Genomic DNA, 16,551 nt, shown 5'->3' with positions numbered 1-16,551 from the left:
CCCACAGCACGGCCGTACGCATCAGGTGGCGACCTTCGCCCACACCCACTTGCCGTGCGGCTCGGTGTCGCGGACTCCGCAGCCGGACGAGAGAGCCTGGACGAGCGGGAGGCCCCACCCGCCGATCCCGTCGTCGTGCCCGTCCTCCAGGGCCCGAGCGTCCGGCACGACGTCGTCCAGCGTGAGCTCCACGACCGGCCGCATTACCGGCATGGCATCGGACGAGTCCCACACCGCCAGCACGACGGCCGAAGCCTCCCGCGTGAACCGGACCCGGATCTCCCGATCCGCCGGCGCGTGCCGGACGGCATTGGCGACAAGCTCACCGGCGATCAACAGAACATCGTCCGCGAGCTTTTCCAGCCCCCATTCCGCAAGCCGGAACTCCACCAGAGTCCGCACCAGTCCCGACACCGTCCCGGCCGCGAGACAAGAAATGTCCAACTCGCCCGAACCCGAGGCTTTCACTCCCATTTCACCCACCTCCCTTTCCCTCGCGTTTCCACGACAAGGCTGCCTCCGGTTGACATATATTGGCTACGGGAGTTCAACAAGCTCAACAAGCCAAGGATGACCATGCGCACGCGTCACGGCTTCGATCCCGACAATGATCTCTGGGACTTCATAGCCGTTGAGCTGCGAAGACAGCGCCTTGAGCGAGGACTGTCCCTCGCTGCCGTGGGCGACCTGATCGACAGGGATCGGTCATTGGTTGCCCGTGTTGAATCAGGAGACACCAGGCTCCAGGCGAACCACGCAAGCAAGATCGACGGCGCCTGGGGCTTGGGCTGCTCTTTCAGGCGCTTGGTGAACTTCGCCAAGGCGGGGCACGAGGTCGAATGGTTCAAGACACATCTAGATCTTGAAGCAAGATCCGCTGAACTTCGGATATGGGAGCTCGGCTGGGTTCCGGGCCTACTCCAAACCGAGGGCTACATCCGCGCCATGTTCGACGCGGCCGGGATAGAAGACCCCGAGGACGGAGTCAAGGCCCGTCTCCAGCGCCAGGAGTACCTCCACCGCAAGCCACGGCCCCGAGTGTGGGTTCTGCTCGACCAAGGCGTCATAGAGCAGCCGGTGGGCTCCACCGCGATCATGCGCGAGCAACTTGCCCATCTCGTGGAGATGGCCAGTCTCTCCCATGTCACCATCAGAATCGTTCCCAGGGACGCCGGTGCGCACGTAGGCCGCGACGGTTCTTTCAAGATCATGACCGTGGACCGCTCGCACACGGTCTACTGTGCTGCCCATGGGGGCGGACGACTCGTCCAGGATGCAACCGAGATAGCCTCATATCGGGTGTGGTTCGACCTCATCGGAGATGTGGCCTTACCCAAGAACGCATCACTGAACGTGCTCATCAAGATGCTGGAGCGATTCTCATGATCCAATGGCGAAAGTCCAGCTACAGCGGTAGTACCTCGACCCAGTCGGACTGTATTGAGGTCGCTGATCTGGGCCCGGAGATTGGCATTCGGGACAGCAAGGCACCCGGCGCAGGCCACCTCGCTCTCTCCCGGCAAGCCTTCGCCGGCCTCCTTTCCCTAGCTCTGCGGGATGAGTCGCCTCACCGAGGCCCCTCGATCGCGCTCTCATGACCACCCAATGGCGCAAATCCACGCGGTCGGACGACTACGGCAACTGCGTCGAACTGGCACGACTCGCGGGGGGCGTCGGCGTCCGTGACAGTAAGGACGCCGACGCCGGGCACCTCGTCCTCACCCGCCGAGCCTTCGCCTCCCTTATTGCTCAGGCCAAGCGGGACTAGTTCCATTGCCAGGCGAGGGCCTGACGGCGAGATGCTCTAGTTGGTCGCGTTCACGCTGGTCGGTAGGGCGGGTTCGGCTCTTGGCCGGTCACGCGCGGATGTAGCGCCGGAACGTGATGCCTGAGGGGAAGACTCGGTGTTCGGCCAGGTGGAGCCGCACCTCCTTGCTCACGGGCATGTACGGCTTGCCGCCGCCGATGATCACGGGGGACGCGTACACCCAGAACTCGTCGATCAGGTCCGCCAGGGAGGCGGCGAGTTCGGGGCCGCCGAGCTGGAGCGGGCCGTCGAACTCCTGCTTGAGGCGCGTCACCGTGGACTCGGCGTCCTTGCGGCGGACGATCGTGACCCCTTCCGGGACGGTCTGGACGGTGTCGGAGAAGACGTACCGCGGCGTCTCCTTGTAGAGCTGGGCGAACTCCCGCTCGAGGGGCGGGGCGTCCTCCTTGCCGAGGTCCTGCGTCCAGGGCTTCTCCATCGCCTCGTACAGCCGCCGCCCGAACAGGAACGCCGAGATCCGGCGGACATGCTCGTTCGCCGCCCGGCGGAAGTCGTCGTCCGGGTCCATGAAGCCCATGCCGCCGCCGGGGTCCTCGATATAGCCGTCCATCGAGGTGTTCATCCAGTAGATGACCTTGCCCATGAAGCTCCTCACCGGTCGTAGAGGTCGTCCAGCGTGCAGACCTGGCGGGGCGCCGAAACTCATCGGCCGCCGTGCGGGGCGGGCGGGGTGGCCGGATGCGGTCAATGGAGCGGGGCCGTGATCATCACCGGAGCGGGCGGGGACGTTAATGATCATGTTCGGATCTGATGGAGACAGGCCGGTCGGCGGGGTGAGGCGGCTTCCGGTGGTGGTCGGCGCGGCCGCCGCCGTGACGTTCGGGCTCTGCGTGCCCGGCGCGTCCGCCGATGTCCGGTACGAGCCCGGGGCGCCCGGGCTCGGCGACCCCTACTTCCCCGACCTCGGCAACGGCGGGTACGACGTCGCCCGCTACCACCTGAAGACCGCCTACGACCCCGACACCGACCATCTCACCGGGACGACCACGATCACGGCCACCGCCACCCAGAACCTGTCCCGGTTCAACCTGGACCTGTTCAAACTGAACGTGCGGTCGGTGCGCGTGAACGGGCACAAGGCCGCGTTCGCCCGGACCGGCGAGCGCGAGCTGGAGATCACGCCGCGGCGGGGGCTGCGCAAGTCGCGGCCGTTCACCGTGGTCGTCCGGTACGACGGCGTGCCGCAGACGCTGGGCGGCCCGATCGTGTTCGACCTGCCGTACGGGTTCCTGCACACGTCGGACGGCGCCACGGTGGTCTCCGAGCCCAACGCCGCCTCCACCTGGTTCCCGTCCAACGACAACCCGCGCGACAAGGCGCTCTTCACGATCGAGACGACGGTGCCGAAGGGGCTCAAGGCGATCTCCAACGGCCACCTGGTCAAGCGGTGGACCGCCGGCGGCAAGGAGACCTTCCGCTGGCGCGAGGACAGGCCGATGACGACCTACCTCGCGACCGTCTCGATCGGACGGTTCAACGTGTCGACGACCACCACCCCCAAGGGCGTCCCGCAACTGGACGCGGTCGACCCGGCGGTGGCGTCCGACCCCGACGCGCTCCAGACCCCGGAATGGACGACGCGGGCGACCGACGGGCTGGCCGACTATTTCGGCCCCTACCCGTTCACCAGCTCCGGCTCCATCATCGAGAACAATTCCGTCCCGCCGCTCAACATCGAGAACGCGCTGGAGACCCAGACCCGGCCGACCTACCAGAAGCACCCCATCGAAAAGGGTGTGGTGCACGAGATGAGCCACCAGTGGTTCGGCAACAGCGTCTCCCCCGGACGCTGGAAGGACGTCTGGCTGAACGAGGGCTACGCGCTGTGGACTGAGAAGTACTGGGCCGAGAAACACGGCGGCCCGTCCGCCCAGGAGGCGTTCGAGCAGATCTACGCTGACCCGCCGCCCATGCCGCCGGGACGGCCCGCGTTCTGGGACGTCGTGACCGCCGACCCCGGCCGCGACCAGATGTTCCACCGCTCCATCTACTTCCGCGGCGGAATGGCGCTGCAGGCCCTCCGGCACAGGATCGGCGACGACCTGTTCATGAAGCTGACCCGCACCTGGCTGGACGAGCACAAGTACGGCAACGGCACCACCGAGGAGTACGAGGCCCTCGCCGAGCGGGTCTCCGGCCAGGACCTCGGCGCGTTCTTCACGACCTGGCTCCACAGCACCGGCAAACCGCCCGCCTGGTGGTAGCGCCCCGGCGGACCGGACGGGCGGCAGCCCCCGCCCGCCCGGCTCCTCCCTGCGCGTCCCTCAGGACCTGGGGACCCGCAGGTGTCGGCGTTCGGCCAGCTCCTCCTCGCCGACCACGGTCAGGACGGGAGTCCCGGGAGGCGCGAACATGGTCACCACCAGCTGCGACTGGGCGTCCGGAAGGTTGTTGGCGCCCTGGATGTGGATCACGTCGCCGCCCGGCTCGAACACGGCGTCACCGGCCTTGATCACCCGCGGCGCCTGGCCCTCCAGCTCGAAGAGGATCTCGCCCTGGGTCACGTAGCCGAACACCGGCCCGGGGTGCCGGTGCGGCGGCGCGCCCGGGTCGCCGGGCGGCAGCGTGACGCGGATCGTCCTGGCCTCGGCACCGTCCACGATCTTGGCCGCGGCGTCCGGCAGGGTCGAGACGACCTCGACGCCCGGGGGCAGGTGAGAGCTCATGCGTTCCTCCTCCACAGCTGGTGAATGTCCACAGCTAAGGACCGGACGCCCCGCCCGTTTGTGACAGCGCCGCGCAAGGCGGGGATCATGTCGGAGCCCGCGGTTAGGGTGCCGCCATGCCAGTTCCCGAGGTCATCCCGATCGCCTACGAGCCGGACTACCGGACGGGCACGATCGGCCGCTACGCCGATGGCCAGTTCCTCGCGTCGATCACCTACGCGTTCCCGGACGGGTACCGTCACGGCGAGGGCTGGGAGGACGTGAAGCGGCTTTACACCGTCCTCCATCGGTTCGACTTCGAGGGCCGCCACATCGACTCCGACATCTGGTGCGCTGGAACAGCGCGCGAAGAGCAGCGGCAACGCGGCCACGCGGATTCGCCGGGAGTTCGTGCGGAGGCGCGCATGGCGGAGTTGCTGGACGCTCTACCGCATCGCGAATACCAGGACATCGGTATCCGCCCGTTCCGGGTGACCGCCGACGGCGTCCTGTTCGGCCTGGTCATCGAGCAGCATGGGGAGGACGAGAACGAAGACGACTGGGCCGAACTCTATCCCGACAACCTCGGATTCAGCGCCCCCTGGGACGGCGAATACTCCACCTGACGGCAGGGGAATCGGCAGATTCCACGAGGCGGGGGCAGGTCGCGGGTTCGGGGTGGCGGCTCAGGCGCCTAGCGCACCGAGGATCGATGCCAGGATCGTGGACGCCGGGCCGGCTATGTCGGCGGCCTGGGCGAGGCCCGTGCGGAGCATCTCCAGTTTCGTCTTCGCGGCCGCCTGGTCGGGTTCGGCCCGGTCGAGGTCGACGGCCACGCCCTGGATGACGTTGGCCGCCTCCTCCTTGTCCCCGTCGGGCAGATCGGCACTGGACAGGACGAGCCGCAGCAGCTCGGCGAGGTGCTCCTGCCCGGCCAACGCGGAATGGGTGTTCTGGAAGTCCTGGATGACCGTGTCGACCGGCCGATTGATGAACGTGGTCTGGCCGTGGAAATTGAAGTTCTCCACCATGCTGGCACCGCTCTCGACGATGGCCGTGTGGCCGTTGAGGATGTATTTGTTCTCGCGCCTGCGGAAGAGCGGCCTGGCGAGCGACCGCCGGATGCGCTCCTCCGCGCGGGCGACGCGCTCGAACGCCGCCTGGTCGTTCTCGGCCGCGTCACCGTAGACGGCCGATGGGTGATTCTCCTCGAACGGGTAGAGCGCCTCGGCGATGGAGTATGGCTCGGGCGGGGCGTCGAGCGCTCGCAGGATCTCGCCGAACAGCTTGCGCAGGTACGTCGCCGACACCTCGTTGATGGGGAACACGATCCGGTTCTCCATCGCGTCGCCGCGGACCAGCGCGAGACACGGCAGCAGATCCGGGTCGATGCCGAGAGTGCGCGCGATGTCGTAGGCGCGGTGCCGCTCATAGGGTTTCCATTTGAGCCAGCGCAGCGTGTTGAAGACCCGGTACAGCTCAGGTTCGAGGTTGTCGCGCCAGTAGCGCTTCGTCGCCGACCAGTTGGACGGGCGTTCAAGGACGAACAACCGGAATATCGGGCCTGAGAGGGCGTTCAGTTCGTCGAAGTGCGTGCGGACATAGGTGGCCAGTTCGACATCCGCGTCGGTGTAGAGAAGGATTCCCCACAGCCGGGGCAGCGACCGGGGCGACGGTGAGCGCGAGCCCAGTTGCAGGCTGCGGAACAATGCCTGCGGATCGGGCGCGGGCCCCACGGAATAGGCGCCGCCCGCCTCACGCTCGATGCTCAGGACGACGGTGTCGCCATCGCACAGGCCGGCCTCCCCCACCGAGATGTCCTCGGGGTATCGCTCACCGTCCGTGTCATGAAGCCATATGCGGATGAGGGACCCGTATCGGGAGAACAGCGGACCGGTGTCGCCGCCGTACCGCGGACGCCTGCCGTCGTCGGGTTGGGCGAGGCCGTGCTTGCGTGCGGCGGCAAGGGCCAGGGAGGTCAGTTCCGCGATCGGCAGCCGCGGCGGGACGGCGACCCGCACCGTCTCGCCGAATCCGGCCCGGTCCAGTTCACGCCACCGCTCCGTCATGTCCGCCGTAACGGCCGCCGTGGGAGAAAAGGCCGCTATATCCCTCATGCGGTAAGTGAGGCGGGCGCTGAAGGGCCCGTGGAACGTGGCCCAATCGCCTTCTCTGACGGCGACCAGCAAACGGAGCTTCTTCAATCGGCGCTCCCGTCCGTCGCGAGCCGGCAAGCCGGCCACTACGTAGCGGAATCGACGATACACGGACAGCTGTTCGGCCACAGCCTGATCATCGGGGAGACGGCCGGATCGCCGGGGAGAGACGTCGGCCGCGGGACCGGGAGAGCGGTCCCGCAGCCGGCGTCCCGGGTCTCTCGGGTCAGGCGCTCGCGCGTTCTCCGAAGAGCGCCTTCACGAACCTGAAGAGCATCAGGACCGGCAGAATGAAGGCGTAGAAGAACATGAAGTACTCGCCGCCGTCGAAGATGAACCCGAGGTAGATCGCGTAGCCGAGGAAGCCCACGCCGAACGCCAGGTTGAGCAGCCGCTCGCCCCCGCTCTGGCCGCCCCCGACGGCCGCCATGAGAAGCATGGCGAGGCCGGACACCAACAGAAAGACGACGTACCACGAGAATGCGGCATCGGCGCCGAAGTCGATATTCATGATTTCCCTCTGAATGTGCGTGACAAAGCTGCATGATCATAGCGGCCGCCCGCCATTGGAATCGCCGTTGGCCGCATCAGGCCAATGGCGGCCATGACCGGCGGCCGGAAGGGCCGCTCAAGCGGGCCATTTGTCACGGTGGTCTTACGGACGCTCTCGCTCGGTGAATGGCGACGGCGCCGGGCCGTTGCCGGACGTGTTGGCCAGCCTTCGTGAAGGGATTACTCCGTGACGATTCGACGCCCGGCGACTGCTGGTCTGCGGTGTCGCGCCGACAATGGCGGTCGGCGTGCCGGGAAGGCCCGAACTTCCAGGACGCGGCGCTGGCCGGAGCCGTCCACGATGCGCTGCGCCCGCTCGTTTCGGCGCTGGCCGGAGAGCAGGACGCCGCGCTCGCCCGGACCCTCAGTGTTCGTCCGGCCCCGGTGGACGCGCGCCGGCCTCGACGGCTTTCAGGATGCCGCCCAGGACGCGGACGGCGAGGTCGCGGACGTCGTCTCGCTCCATGTCCTGTTCCGCCAGCCAGGACGTGGCGGCTCCCTCGACGAACGACAGCCAGCCCTCCAGGGCGATGCGCAGGGCCGGGGACGGGATGGCGCGGCCGGTCAGGCCGTGGGAGAGGGCGGCGAGCAGGTCGCCGCGGACGCGGTGGTGGAGGGCGGCGACCTCGGCGTCCACACCGACGCCGCCGCTGGTGATGGTCTGGAAGGCGGCGCGGTGGCTTTCGGCCCAGCACAGGAAGCCGTCCAGGCTCCGGGTCAGGCGCTCGACCGGGGACAGGTCACCGAACTCCGCGGCGAGCTCGCCGAGGTGTCCGGCGGCGTCCTCGATGACCGCCAGGAACAGGCCCCGCTTGCTGCCGAAGTAGTAGTAGATCAGCCCCTTGGCGACGCCCGCGGCGGCGGCGATCTCGTCCATCGACAGCACGTCGTACGGGCGGTCGGCGAAGAGCCGCGCCGCGGTCCGCATGATGGCGGCGCGCCGGTCGGGGCGGTTCTGGTCCGCCATCGCGCCCTCCTGACCGTCGTCCAGCGCCCCAAGGCTAAGGGATCCGTCGTTCTTGACTTTCGTTCAAACCGGGCCGATATTAGATTGCGAGTCTAATTGTGCGGCCCGTGAGGGACGCGAGGGACCCGGCGACCCGGTGCACGGAGCGTGATGCGATGAACGAGAGTCCGGAGCGGTTTCGCGACCTGCAGCGGCTGGCGTACGAGGCGGCCGAGGAGGTGGCGGCGAGCCTGGCGCCGGGAGTGACGGAACGCCAGGCCGCGCGGCGCCTGCGGCGCCTGCTGGAGAGCCGCGGGGTCGACGACTGGTTCCACGTCCCGTTCGCCTGGTTCGGCGACCGGACCGCCTTCCGCGGGGTCGTCCTGCCGCACCAGTTCCTGCCGACCGGCCGCCGGCTGGCCGAGGGCATGCCCTACATCCTGGACGCGGCGCCGATCGCCGACGGGTACACCGCGGACATCGGCTACGCGGGATGCCTCGGCGCCAACCCGACCTGGGAGAAGCTGACCGCCGACCTGGCGGTGTACCGCGAGATGATCGTGGAGCTGGTGCGGGAGCGGCGGCCCTTCGCCGACATCTACGCCGAGGTCGACCGGCAGATCGTCCGGCACGGGTACGAGAACCGGCACCGCAAGTACCCGGGCAGGGTCATCGGCCATCAGGTCGGCCGGGTCACCAGCCGGCTGCCGCGCAAGGTCATCGTGGGGGCGTTCGGGGCTCGTACGGTGCAGACCGTGGCCCGCGAACTGGTCAAGGAGCGCCTGCAGGGGCGGTCCACGCTCTGGAACGGCTCCCGGCGGTCGCGGCACGCACCGACGCCGGGCCTCTGGGCGGTGGAGCCGCACCTCGCCCTCGGCGGCGTGGGCGCCAAGTTCGAAGAACTGCTGGTGGTCACCGAAGACGGCGCGTACTGGCTGGACGACGACCTGCCGCACGTCCGGCGCTGGACGGCAGCGCACACCAGGAAGCCAGTGACCGGGGAGCCGGTGACCAGGGAGTCGGTGAGCGAGGAGTCGGTGAGCGAGGAGTCGGTGAGCGAGGAGTCGGTGAGCGAGGAGTCGGTGAGCGAGGAGTCGGTGAGCGAGGAGTCGGTGAGCGGGGAGTCGGCGTGAGCGGGTTCACCGGCCGTACGGTCAAGTCGAACGGGGTACGACTGGCCGTCCGCGAGTACGGCGAACCAGGCCGGACGACCGTCGTCCTGGTGCACGGCTACCCCGACACCCAGGCGGTCTGGGAACCGGTCGCGCGCTTTTTGGCCGATGATTTCCACGTGGTCACCTACGACGTGCGCGGTGCCGGTGCTTCGACACGGCCGCGCCGCACCCGGTCCTACGTCATGGACGAGCTGAACGGCGACCTGCACGCGGTACTGGACGCGGTCTCCCCCGACCGCCCGGTGCACCTGGTAGGGCACGACTGGGGGTCGGTGCAGAGCTGGGCAGCCGTCGCGGGCGCGCGCGCAGACGGACGTATCGCGTCGTTCACCTCGATCTCGGGGCCGTGCATCGAGCACTTCGGCCAGTGGGTCCGCGATCGGCTGCGCAGGCCCACGCCCCGCCACGTGCGGCAGTTGCTCGGCCAACTGGCCCGGTCCTGGTACCTGGTGGGCGGCATGATCCCCGGGGTCGGCCGGATGGTGTGGCACCTCGGCGGCACCCGGCTGTTCCCGGTGCTGGTCGAACGGACCGAAGGCATCGAACGCACCCCCGCCGCGACGTTCAAGAAGGACGCGCTGCACGGGATGAAGCTGAACAAGGCCAACGGCCTGCGCTTCCTGCGTCCGGGCCGGATGATTCGCACCGGCGTCCCCGTCCAGGTCATCGCACCGACCAGGGACCGGTTCGTCTCGCCAGAGCAGTCCAAGGACCTGGCCCGCTACACCGGCCGGCTGTGGCGGCGCGAGCTGCCCGCCGGGCATTGGGGCTCCATCGCCGCGCACTCGGGGGCCGTGGCGACGGCCGTCGCGGAACTCGTCCACCACATCGAGGGACGGGACGAGCCCGCGGCGCTGAAGCGGGCGCGCGTCACCCCCCTCCCGGCACCGCGCACCGCCGAACGCGCAGCGACCTCCTGACGCACTGCCCCCCGCCCGAACCCCCTGACCGCACTGCACAGCGGTGCACCCGAGGAAGGAAGCCATGACGGAGACCCGCGCCGCCGACGAGAGGGAGCGGCACCCGATGATCGCCCCGCGGCGGGTGAAGTTCGAGTGGGACGGCACGCCGCTGCACTGGATCCCGGGCGAGCCCGTCGCCACGCACTTCATCAACACCCTGCACCTGCTGCTCCCGGCCGGTGAGCGCTGGTTCGTCCGCGTCTACAAGCAGACGCTCCAGCTGATCGACGAGCGCGACGCCCGGCTCCGCGCGGAGGTCAAGGGGTTCATGGGGCAGGAGGCCGTGCACGCCTACTCCCACCAGGGCGTGCTCGACCGCCAGATGCTGGAGCGCGGGCTGGACCCGCGACCGCTCACCCGCAAGATCGAATGGCTGTTCACCGCCCTCCTCGGCGACCGGCCGCCGCTGCCGCTCATCTCGCGCCGCCGCTGGCTCAACCTGCGCGTCGGGATCATCGCCGGGATCGAGCACTACACCGCGGTGCTCGGCCAGTGGATCCTGGACGCCGAGGAGCTGGACGCGGCGGGCGCCGACCCGACCATGATGGACCTGCTGCGCTGGCACGGCGCGGAGGAGGTCGAGCACCGCTCGGTCGCCTTCGACGTCTACGAGTACGTGTCCGGCGCCTACTGGCGGCGGTTCGTCACCTTCTTCGTCGGCGTCCTCGCGCTGCCGCTCGCCGCCTACGCCGGCGCGGCCTACCTGTGCGCCAAGGACCCCACCCTGCACGGCGTGCGCCCGCGCGTCCGCGACTACCGCCGCGCCGTCCGCCGCGGCCTGCTGCCCGGCAACCGGTTCATGGTCGCCGCCGCCCGCCGCTACCTGCGGCGCGACTACCACCCGTCCACCGAGTGCTCCACCCAGAAGGCCCTGGACTACCTGGCGACCTCCCCCGCCGCCCAAGCGATCGGCTCAAGCAAACCCACCTGACCGACGCCCGCCCACGGGCGACGGTCTCGGACGGCACGTCACGGTCGGACGGTATGTCATGGCCCAGTGGGATCTCATGGCCGGACGCGATGTCATGGCCCGGTGGGACGCCACGGCCGGGCGGCACGTCATGGCCAGGCGAGACGTCACGGCCCAGCGGCACGTCACGGCCCAGCGGCACGTCACGGCCCAGCGGCACGTCACGGCCCGGCGCCACGTCACGGCCCGGCGCCACGTCACGGCCCGGCGGCACGTCACGGCCCGGCGAGACGTCACGGTCGGGCGGCATGTCATGACTCGGCGGGACGTCATGGCCTGGCGGTACGTGATGGCTGGACACGAGGTCATGGCTGGACGGGGCGGCCCAGCAGGGCTGCTAGGCGGGTGACGGGCGGGGCGTCCTCCGGGGCCGGTTGCGGCGGGCCGAATGGGGTGCGGTCGGGTGGGACGTCGGCGAGTCGGGCGCGGGTGAACTCCAGGATCCGTTCGACGATGCCGTCCGGGAAGCGGGGGTCCTGGCCGGTGGCCTGGGCGATGTCCCAGCCGTGGACGACGGCCTCGGTGGCGCGCAGGCGCGCGGCGGCGCTGCCCGGGATCGGGCCGATCGGGCTCTGGAAGGTCTGCTCCAGCACGCCCGGCCGGGCGAGCTCGGCGATCAGTTCACGGGCGCCCTTCCGCTGGGCCGCGGCGGCGTCGTCGCCGAGGGCGTCGTTGAACTTCGGATCGCGGGCGCCCGGCGCCGGAGGTTCCTCACCGCGCAGGGTCGCGGTGAACAGGCGGTCGCCGATGACCAGGTGGTTGACCACGTCGCGGACGTCCCAGTCGGTGCAGGGAGTCGGGTCGTTCCACTGGTCGTCACGGACGCCCGCGACCAGGTCGCCGGCCGCCGCCAGCAGCGAGGCGAGGTCTTCGACGGGTGATGGGGTCATGCGCTGACACCTCCGATACAACAGGTAGCCGCAACGTTACTCACCGTCCCCGACAGAATTCGGAGGAAGCCTCTATCCCCGGACCATACTTACGAGTATGGTCTCCGTACCATGGAGTATGGAGACGAGATCGTGCGGCGCGTCAGGGAGCTGGCGCCGGTCCTGGCGGAGCGCGCGGAGGCCGCCGAGGCGGCGCGGCGGCTGCCGGACGAGACCATCGCGGACCTCGCCGCGACCGGGCTGTTCGGGATGCTGGTCCCGAAGCGGTTCGGCGGGGCCGAGCTGGGGTTCGAGGCGATGGCGGCGGCGTGCCGGGAGGCGGGGGCGGCGTGCGCGTCCACCGGATGGCTCTCGGTGATCTACACGCTGCACAACTGGATGGTCGGGCTGTTCCCCGAGCAGGCCCAGGCCGAGGTGTGGGCGGAGCGGCCGTACGCGCTGATCCCGTGCGCCCTGTCGCCGTCCGGCACCGCGGCGCCCGTGGACGGCGGCCACACCGTCACCGGCCGCTGGGGGTGGGGCAGCGGCGTCATGCACGCCGACCACGTGATGGTCATGGCGCTGGTCACGGTGGACGACGCGATCGAGCCCCGGCTGTTCCTGATCCCGCGGGGGGACGTGACCGTCCACGACGTCTGGCACACGAGCGGCATGCGGGGCACGGGCAGCAACGACATCGAGGTGGCGGACGTGTTCGTGCCCGCGCATCGCTCGGTGCCGATGCTGGAGCTGGCCGAGGGGCGGTCGCCCGGGTCGCGCGTCCACCCGGGGCCGCTCTACCGGACGCCGCTGGTGCCGGTGTTCGCGCTGACCGGCGCGGCGCCCGTGCTCGGCGCGGCCGAGGGCGTCCTCGCGCGGTTCACCGAGCGGATGTCGACCCGCGTGATGGCCTACAGCGGCCAGCGGCAGCGCGACCTGATGAGCGGGCAGATCCGGTTCGCCGCGGCGACCGCGGACCTGGCCGCCGCCCGGCTCCTGCTGGACGGCGCGCTGGGCGACGTGACCGCCGCCATCGCCGGGGGCCGTCCCCTCGACATGACGGAGCGGGCGCGGGCCCGGCTGGTCGCGGCGCACGTGGCGGTGACCGCACGGCGGGTCGTGAACGAGCTGTGCTCCGCGGCGGGGGCGAGCGCGCAGTTCACGTCCTCCCCTTTCCAGCGGGCGCAGCGCGATGTGAATACGATCTCCGGGCATGTGGTGTTCGACCCGGACGCGGCCTACGCGCTCTACGGCAGGATCGGGCTGGGCCTCGACCCCGGCCCGGTCGTCCTCGTCTGACCGGCGGCGGGCGCGGGCATGACGTCCCCCGGTGAGGCGGGCATGACGCCCCGGACGAGCACGGCGCGGACGAGGATGGCGCGGACGAGGATGGCGCGGCGGGACTGGATCGAGGCCGCCTACCAGGAGCTGGCCCGCGCCGGCGAGCGCGGCGTGACGATCAACGCGCTCGCCGCCCGGCTCGGCGTCACCAAGGGCAGCTTCTACTGGCACTTCACCGACCGTCCCGAGCTGATGCGGGCGCTGCTCGACCGGTGGGCGCACGAGCGGACGGACGAGGTGCTCGGCCTGTCCCTCGGCAGCACCGCCGACCCGCGCGAGCGGCTGCGCCGTATCCAGGCGCTCGGCCGGGAGGTCGCGCCGATCGACCGCGCCATGCGGCTGTGGGCGCAGCACGAGCCCGCGGCGGAGGAGGCGGTGCGGCACGCCGACCGGGCCCTGCTCGGGCACATCGCCGCGTGCCTGGACGATCTCGGCTTCGGCGCCGAGGAGGCGCGGCTGCGCGCCCGGCTGATGCTGCGCTCCTGGGTCGGCGGCTACCTCATGCCCGGTGAGGACGGCTCCGACCTGTACGAACGCACGCTGGAGATCCTGCTGGCGTGACGCGGCCGGGCGGCTAGTCCGCGCGTCCCGGCCTGTCGCTCGCGCCCGTCCCCCGGCGCTCGATGCGGCCCTCGATGTCCTGCTCGGCGTCGTGGGTGCTCGGGCCCTCGTCCGTGTCGAGGTGTCCGGGGGCGTCGCTCGCCCCGGTGCCGACCCTGTGGATGCGCCGCCTCATGTCCGCTTCGGCGTCCTGGCCACTGGCTCGCTGGTTCATATCGGGCTTCCCCCGCTTCCGGATGGACCGGTCGTTGTGCTGTTGCTACCCCGCCGACCTGCACTAACCCTTCGGCGCCGGGGCCCGGGGGTGCGGCGGCGGGTGCGACGGCGGGCTTTCGGATGAACCGAATCGCGTTCCGGCGAGTCCGATGGTGAACCGCCCGCGGCAGGGAAGGACCCTCATGACAGCTCTGATCGCCCTCATGTTCGTCTTGGCGGCCGGCTGCCTGATCCTCGCGTGCGTGGACCAGCGGAAGCTCTACTGGAAGACCGGCGCCTGGCAGTACCGGAACCCGGAGGCCAACGAGCCTTCCGAGTCGGCGTTCGCCATGCGCCGGGCCTCGCTGGTGATCGGCGCCGTGGTTTTCGTGGTCATGGGGTTCGTCTTCAAGGCGGCGGACAGTTCGCTCGACTACTCCACCGCGCAGGTGAGGTCGGTCGCGTACGCGGCGGCCTCGGAGCTGGACCGGGGGTCGGGGACGGGGCTCGGTTCCAGCTACCGAGCGGGGAGCGACGTCTTCGATGCCGTGCAGGAGGAGGGAAACGGCAACGTGAGGGTCCGGCGCGCCGGCAGCGGCAAGTACGAGCTGACGAATCGCAAGGGCAAGAACCCCGTCTGCCTCACCGTCACGGTCGACAACAAACTGAGGCTGGGCGGGTCCGACCCTTGGAGCCATTCGATCAGCACGTCCGTGGACGAGGGCACTTGCTGACACACCACCGACCCTGGCAGCGGTGGCGGTGGTGGTCAGCTGAGGCGCGCTAGGAAGGCGAGCATCGCTTCGTTGACCTTCACCGGGGCCTCCATCTGCACGAAGTGTCCCGCTCCTTCAACGGTGTGGACGTCGCGCAAGCCCGGCACCAGACTCTCCATCTGCTTCAGAGCATTCGACCCCATCATCTGCAGGACGGGGTCACGCTCGCCCACAAGGAACATCGTCGGGACGGCGACGGGCTCGTCCGGACGATCCTGCTTCTCTCTCCACACATGGTCGTAGGCCCGGTACCAGTTGAGGCCGCCGGTGAACCCCGTCCGGCGGAACTCGTCGACGTAGTAGGCGAACTCGTCCTGCGACAGCCACGGCCAGGGCAGGGGCGGGGCTTCCGGTAGTACGTCCAGGTAGCCGTTGCCTTCGCTGGGGTGCTGCCAAATGTCGAGGTACCGGTAACCGCCGCTGAGCGCCCAGAACACGTTCGCCAGGAAGCGCTCTGGCTCGGCCACCAACTCCCGGTCGGCAGGCCCCTCCTCCTGGAAGTAGTGCACGTGGACGAAGTGCTGTTCGGCCATCCGCGCGTAAAGCTCGGTGGGCGGACGGCTGGAAACCGGCATGCGCGGCACGCTCAGCTGCATCAGCGCCTTGACTCGTCCAGGGGCCCATTGAGGCAGGTCCCAGACGAGAGCGGCTCCGAAGTCATGTCCGGCGAAGACGGCCTCATCGATGCCTAGGCCGTCCAAGAGCCCGACCACGTCCGCGACGGTGCGGCGCCGGTCGTACTGCTCCGGCGAGGCGGGACGGCCGCTGCGCCCGTAACCGCGCATGTCGACTGCGATGGCCCGGTACCCAGCCGCCGCCAGCACCGGCAACTGGTGGCGCCAGCTGTACCAGAGGCCGGGGAAGCCGTGGCACATCACCACAGGAAGCCCCTGCTCCTCACCCAACTCGGCCACGTGAAGCGCGATGTCGCCGACGTCGAGCACGCGGTGCCGGACGTCCTCCTCGCCAAGGCTCATGCCGACGATCCTCGGCGCCCGTCCCGCCGCGGTCCGCTCCCCTCCCGTTCACCGGGACAGGGGACTGGACGGACCGCCGGCCGTCGGCGAAGGTCGAGCCACCATGCCGCAGCCACCGAGCCCCGACCTCGCCGCGCGCGTCGCGCGGCTGGAGGCCGTCGAGGCCATCAAGGCCCTCAAGCACCGCTACCTGCGCGCCTGCGACGCCAAGGACCCCGCGGAGTTCCGCGCGTGCTTCATCGCGTCCGGCGCCTCGATCGACTACGGCCGGCTCGGCGCCTTCGACGACGCGGACGGCATCGCCCAGGTCTTCGAGCGGATCGCGCTGCAGAAGATCGACGGCCGCAACGCGATCCTCGACATGCACCACGCGCTGCACCCGGACATCACCGTCCACAGCGAAACGAGCGCGTCCGGCCGCTGGACGCTGAAGTTCCGCCAGGTGAACCTGTTCGACGACACCGAGACCGTGGCGACCGGCGAGTACGACGACGAATACGTCATCGAGGACGGCCGCTGGAAGATGTCGAAATGCCACTTCCACCGCTACTGGTCGATCACCCGCCCGATCGGCCCGGACTGCCGCGTCGACCAGTAG

General features: G+C 69.8%; 21 protein-coding genes. 12 read left to right on the top strand and 9 right to left on the bottom strand.

Annotated elements, in window-relative coordinates; all coding sequences use genetic code 11:
* Positions 1–21 precede the first annotated feature (21 nt).
* A complete protein-coding gene (locus tag ACGFI1_RS26825; RefSeq protein ID WP_392788907.1) occupies positions 22–474 on the bottom strand; it encodes an ATP-binding protein in 453 nt (150 codons plus the stop codon).
* A gap of 102 nt (positions 475–576) precedes the next feature.
* Between ACGFI1_RS26825 and ACGFI1_RS26820 the strand changes: the two genes are divergently transcribed.
* The 3 genes from ACGFI1_RS26820 to ACGFI1_RS26810 are packed head-to-tail and all read left to right on the top strand — an operon-like array spanning position 577 to position 1,768.
* Positions 577–1,386 (top strand): helix-turn-helix domain-containing protein, encoded by an 810-nt coding sequence (locus ACGFI1_RS26820; protein WP_301176912.1) that lies wholly within the window; start codon positions 577–579, stop codon positions 1,384–1,386.
* Positions 1,383–1,598, top strand: coding sequence for a DUF397 domain-containing protein (locus tag ACGFI1_RS26815; protein ID WP_138640638.1), 216 nt, complete (start codon positions 1,383–1,385; stop codon positions 1,596–1,598). Before ACGFI1_RS26820 ends, ACGFI1_RS26815 begins: the two co-directional genes overlap by 4 nt.
* Positions 1,595–1,768 carry a DUF397 domain-containing protein gene (locus ACGFI1_RS26810; RefSeq protein ID WP_392788903.1) on the top strand — a complete coding sequence of 58 codons (174 nt, stop codon included), beginning with the start codon at positions 1,595–1,597 and terminating at the stop codon, positions 1,766–1,768. The genes ACGFI1_RS26815 and ACGFI1_RS26810 overlap by 4 nt, the downstream gene beginning before the upstream one ends.
* An 88-nt stretch (positions 1,769–1,856) precedes the next feature.
* Here ACGFI1_RS26810 and ACGFI1_RS26805 read toward each other — a convergent pair whose 3' ends face one another.
* Positions 1,857–2,411, bottom strand: a complete 555-nt coding sequence (locus ACGFI1_RS26805) for a dihydrofolate reductase family protein (RefSeq protein ID WP_386872362.1) — start codon at positions 2,409–2,411, stop codon at positions 1,857–1,859.
* Positions 2,412–2,565: 154 nt separating this feature from the next.
* Here ACGFI1_RS26805 and ACGFI1_RS26800 point away from each other — a divergent pair, with 154 nt between their 5' ends.
* Positions 2,566–4,032 carry a M1 family metallopeptidase gene (locus ACGFI1_RS26800; protein WP_392788900.1) on the top strand — a complete coding sequence of 489 codons (1,467 nt, stop codon included), beginning with the start codon at positions 2,566–2,568 and terminating at the stop codon, positions 4,030–4,032.
* Positions 4,033–4,092: 60 nt separating this feature from the next.
* Here the strand turns inward: ACGFI1_RS26800 and ACGFI1_RS26795 are convergent, their stop codons facing one another.
* The gene (locus ACGFI1_RS26795; protein WP_364551830.1) at positions 4,093–4,494 is read right to left on the bottom strand and encodes a cupin domain-containing protein; all 402 of its coding nucleotides are present in this window, start codon (positions 4,492–4,494) and stop codon (positions 4,093–4,095) included.
* 116 nt (positions 4,495–4,610) lie between these two features.
* Between ACGFI1_RS26795 and ACGFI1_RS26790 the strand changes: the two genes are divergently transcribed.
* Entirely contained in the window at positions 4,611–5,099 is a 489-nt protein-coding gene (locus ACGFI1_RS26790) for a hypothetical protein (RefSeq protein WP_392788897.1), read from the top strand.
* 60 nt (positions 5,100–5,159) lie between these two features.
* On the opposite strand, the gene ACGFI1_RS26785 is transcribed toward ACGFI1_RS26790, so the two are convergent.
* From ACGFI1_RS26785 to ACGFI1_RS26775, 3 genes are all read right to left on the bottom strand, one after another.
* Entirely contained in the window at positions 5,160–6,758 is a 1,599-nt protein-coding gene (locus ACGFI1_RS26785) for a hypothetical protein (protein WP_392788892.1), read from the bottom strand.
* 97 nt (positions 6,759–6,855) lie between these two features.
* Positions 6,856–7,140, bottom strand: a complete 285-nt coding sequence (locus tag ACGFI1_RS26780) for a hypothetical protein (RefSeq protein ID WP_138640644.1) — start codon at positions 7,138–7,140, stop codon at positions 6,856–6,858.
* 405 nt (positions 7,141–7,545) lie between these two features.
* The gene (locus ACGFI1_RS26775) at positions 7,546–8,148 is read right to left on the bottom strand and encodes a TetR/AcrR family transcriptional regulator (protein ID WP_392788889.1); all 603 of its coding nucleotides are present in this window, start codon (positions 8,146–8,148) and stop codon (positions 7,546–7,548) included.
* 155 nt (positions 8,149–8,303) lie between these two features.
* Here ACGFI1_RS26775 and ACGFI1_RS26770 point away from each other — a divergent pair, with 155 nt between their 5' ends.
* The 3 genes from ACGFI1_RS26770 (at position 8,304) to ACGFI1_RS26760 (ending at position 11,195) form a co-directional block, all read left to right on the top strand.
* The gene (locus ACGFI1_RS26770; RefSeq protein ID WP_392788886.1) at positions 8,304–9,260 is read left to right on the top strand and encodes a M24 family metallopeptidase; all 957 of its coding nucleotides are present in this window, start codon (positions 8,304–8,306) and stop codon (positions 9,258–9,260) included.
* Positions 9,257–10,222, top strand: coding sequence for an alpha/beta fold hydrolase (locus tag ACGFI1_RS26765; RefSeq protein WP_392788884.1), 966 nt, complete (start codon positions 9,257–9,259; stop codon positions 10,220–10,222). The genes ACGFI1_RS26770 and ACGFI1_RS26765 overlap by 4 nt, the downstream gene beginning before the upstream one ends.
* A 64-nt stretch (positions 10,223–10,286) precedes the next feature.
* Positions 10,287–11,195: a metal-dependent hydrolase gene (locus ACGFI1_RS26760; RefSeq protein ID WP_392788882.1), complete on the top strand. Its 909-nt coding sequence runs from the start codon at positions 10,287–10,289 to the stop codon at positions 11,193–11,195.
* Between the two features lie 344 nt (positions 11,196–11,539).
* Here ACGFI1_RS26760 and ACGFI1_RS26755 read toward each other — a convergent pair whose 3' ends face one another.
* Positions 11,540–12,124 (bottom strand): TIGR03086 family metal-binding protein, encoded by a 585-nt coding sequence (locus ACGFI1_RS26755; protein WP_392742701.1) that lies wholly within the window; start codon positions 12,122–12,124, stop codon positions 11,540–11,542.
* Positions 12,125–12,235: 111 nt separating this feature from the next.
* Here ACGFI1_RS26755 and ACGFI1_RS26750 point away from each other — a divergent pair, with 111 nt between their 5' ends.
* Both ACGFI1_RS26750 and ACGFI1_RS26745 read left to right on the top strand, forming a co-directional pair.
* Positions 12,236–13,402 carry an acyl-CoA dehydrogenase family protein gene (locus tag ACGFI1_RS26750; RefSeq protein ID WP_392788880.1) on the top strand — a complete coding sequence of 389 codons (1,167 nt, stop codon included), beginning with the start codon at positions 12,236–12,238 and terminating at the stop codon, positions 13,400–13,402.
* A gap of 18 nt (positions 13,403–13,420) precedes the next feature.
* On the top strand, positions 13,421–14,005 hold the full coding sequence (locus ACGFI1_RS26745) for a TetR/AcrR family transcriptional regulator (protein WP_392788877.1): 585 nt from the start codon (positions 13,421–13,423) through the stop codon (positions 14,003–14,005).
* 13 nt (positions 14,006–14,018) lie between these two features.
* Here ACGFI1_RS26745 and ACGFI1_RS26740 read toward each other — a convergent pair whose 3' ends face one another.
* On the bottom strand, positions 14,019–14,180 hold the full coding sequence (locus ACGFI1_RS26740; RefSeq protein ID WP_392788874.1) for a hypothetical protein: 162 nt from the start codon (positions 14,178–14,180) through the stop codon (positions 14,019–14,021).
* A gap of 223 nt (positions 14,181–14,403) precedes the next feature.
* Here ACGFI1_RS26740 and ACGFI1_RS26735 point away from each other — a divergent pair, with 223 nt between their 5' ends.
* Positions 14,404–14,934, top strand: coding sequence for a hypothetical protein (locus ACGFI1_RS26735; protein ID WP_386872336.1), 531 nt, complete (start codon positions 14,404–14,406; stop codon positions 14,932–14,934).
* A gap of 35 nt (positions 14,935–14,969) precedes the next feature.
* Here the strand turns inward: ACGFI1_RS26735 and ACGFI1_RS26730 are convergent, their stop codons facing one another.
* On the bottom strand, positions 14,970–15,953 hold the full coding sequence (locus tag ACGFI1_RS26730; protein ID WP_392788872.1) for an alpha/beta fold hydrolase: 984 nt from the start codon (positions 15,951–15,953) through the stop codon (positions 14,970–14,972).
* Positions 15,954–16,056: 103 nt separating this feature from the next.
* On the opposite strand from ACGFI1_RS26730, the gene ACGFI1_RS26725 reads away from it, so the two are divergent.
* Positions 16,057–16,551, top strand: a complete 495-nt coding sequence (locus tag ACGFI1_RS26725; RefSeq protein WP_392788870.1) for a nuclear transport factor 2 family protein — start codon at positions 16,057–16,059, stop codon at positions 16,549–16,551.

Origin of the sequence: Actinomadura geliboluensis, assembly GCF_043197915.1 — a bacterium.
Taxonomy (GTDB): domain Bacteria; phylum Actinomycetota; class Actinomycetes; order Streptosporangiales; family Streptosporangiaceae; genus Spirillospora; species Spirillospora geliboluensis.
This window is presented reverse-complemented; position numbering and strand designations above follow the sequence as displayed.

What these genes read in the sequence shown, in the direction of transcription:
- ACGFI1_RS26805 (WP_386872362.1), bottom strand. Translation starts at nt 2,411, where the DNA reads ATGGGCAAGGTCATCTACTGGATGAACACCTCGATGGACGGCTATATC.
- ACGFI1_RS26810 (WP_392788903.1), top strand. Translation starts at nt 1,595, where the DNA reads ATGACCACCCAATGGCGCAAATCCACGCGGTCGGACGACTACGGCAAC.
- ACGFI1_RS26800 (WP_392788900.1), top strand. Translation starts at nt 2,566, where the DNA reads ATGTTCGGATCTGATGGAGACAGGCCGGTCGGCGGGGTGAGGCGGCTT.
- ACGFI1_RS26740 (WP_392788874.1), bottom strand. Translation starts at nt 14,180, where the DNA reads ATGAGGCGGCGCATCCACAGGGTCGGCACCGGGGCGAGCGACGCCCCC.
- ACGFI1_RS26790 (WP_392788897.1), top strand. Translation starts at nt 4,611, where the DNA reads ATGCCAGTTCCCGAGGTCATCCCGATCGCCTACGAGCCGGACTACCGG.
- ACGFI1_RS26745 (WP_392788877.1), top strand. Translation starts at nt 13,421, where the DNA reads ATGACGTCCCCCGGTGAGGCGGGCATGACGCCCCGGACGAGCACGGCG.
- ACGFI1_RS26725 (WP_392788870.1), top strand. Translation starts at nt 16,057, where the DNA reads ATGCCGCAGCCACCGAGCCCCGACCTCGCCGCGCGCGTCGCGCGGCTG.
- ACGFI1_RS26775 (WP_392788889.1), bottom strand. Translation starts at nt 8,148, where the DNA reads ATGGCGGACCAGAACCGCCCCGACCGGCGCGCCGCCATCATGCGGACC.
- ACGFI1_RS26770 (WP_392788886.1), top strand. Translation starts at nt 8,304, where the DNA reads ATGAACGAGAGTCCGGAGCGGTTTCGCGACCTGCAGCGGCTGGCGTAC.
- ACGFI1_RS26760 (WP_392788882.1), top strand. Translation starts at nt 10,287, where the DNA reads ATGACGGAGACCCGCGCCGCCGACGAGAGGGAGCGGCACCCGATGATC.
- ACGFI1_RS26730 (WP_392788872.1), bottom strand. Translation starts at nt 15,953, where the DNA reads ATGAGCCTTGGCGAGGAGGACGTCCGGCACCGCGTGCTCGACGTCGGC.
- ACGFI1_RS26780 (WP_138640644.1), bottom strand. Translation starts at nt 7,140, where the DNA reads ATGAATATCGACTTCGGCGCCGATGCCGCATTCTCGTGGTACGTCGTC.
- ACGFI1_RS26820 (WP_301176912.1), top strand. Translation starts at nt 577, where the DNA reads ATGCGCACGCGTCACGGCTTCGATCCCGACAATGATCTCTGGGACTTC.
- ACGFI1_RS26755 (WP_392742701.1), bottom strand. Translation starts at nt 12,124, where the DNA reads ATGACCCCATCACCCGTCGAAGACCTCGCCTCGCTGCTGGCGGCGGCC.
- ACGFI1_RS26815 (WP_138640638.1), top strand. Translation starts at nt 1,383, where the DNA reads ATGATCCAATGGCGAAAGTCCAGCTACAGCGGTAGTACCTCGACCCAG.
- ACGFI1_RS26825 (WP_392788907.1), bottom strand. Translation starts at nt 474, where the DNA reads ATGGGAGTGAAAGCCTCGGGTTCGGGCGAGTTGGACATTTCTTGTCTC.
- ACGFI1_RS26795 (WP_364551830.1), bottom strand. Translation starts at nt 4,494, where the DNA reads ATGAGCTCTCACCTGCCCCCGGGCGTCGAGGTCGTCTCGACCCTGCCG.
- ACGFI1_RS26735 (WP_386872336.1), top strand. Translation starts at nt 14,404, where the DNA reads ATGACAGCTCTGATCGCCCTCATGTTCGTCTTGGCGGCCGGCTGCCTG.
- ACGFI1_RS26750 (WP_392788880.1), top strand. Translation starts at nt 12,236, where the DNA reads ATGGAGTATGGAGACGAGATCGTGCGGCGCGTCAGGGAGCTGGCGCCG.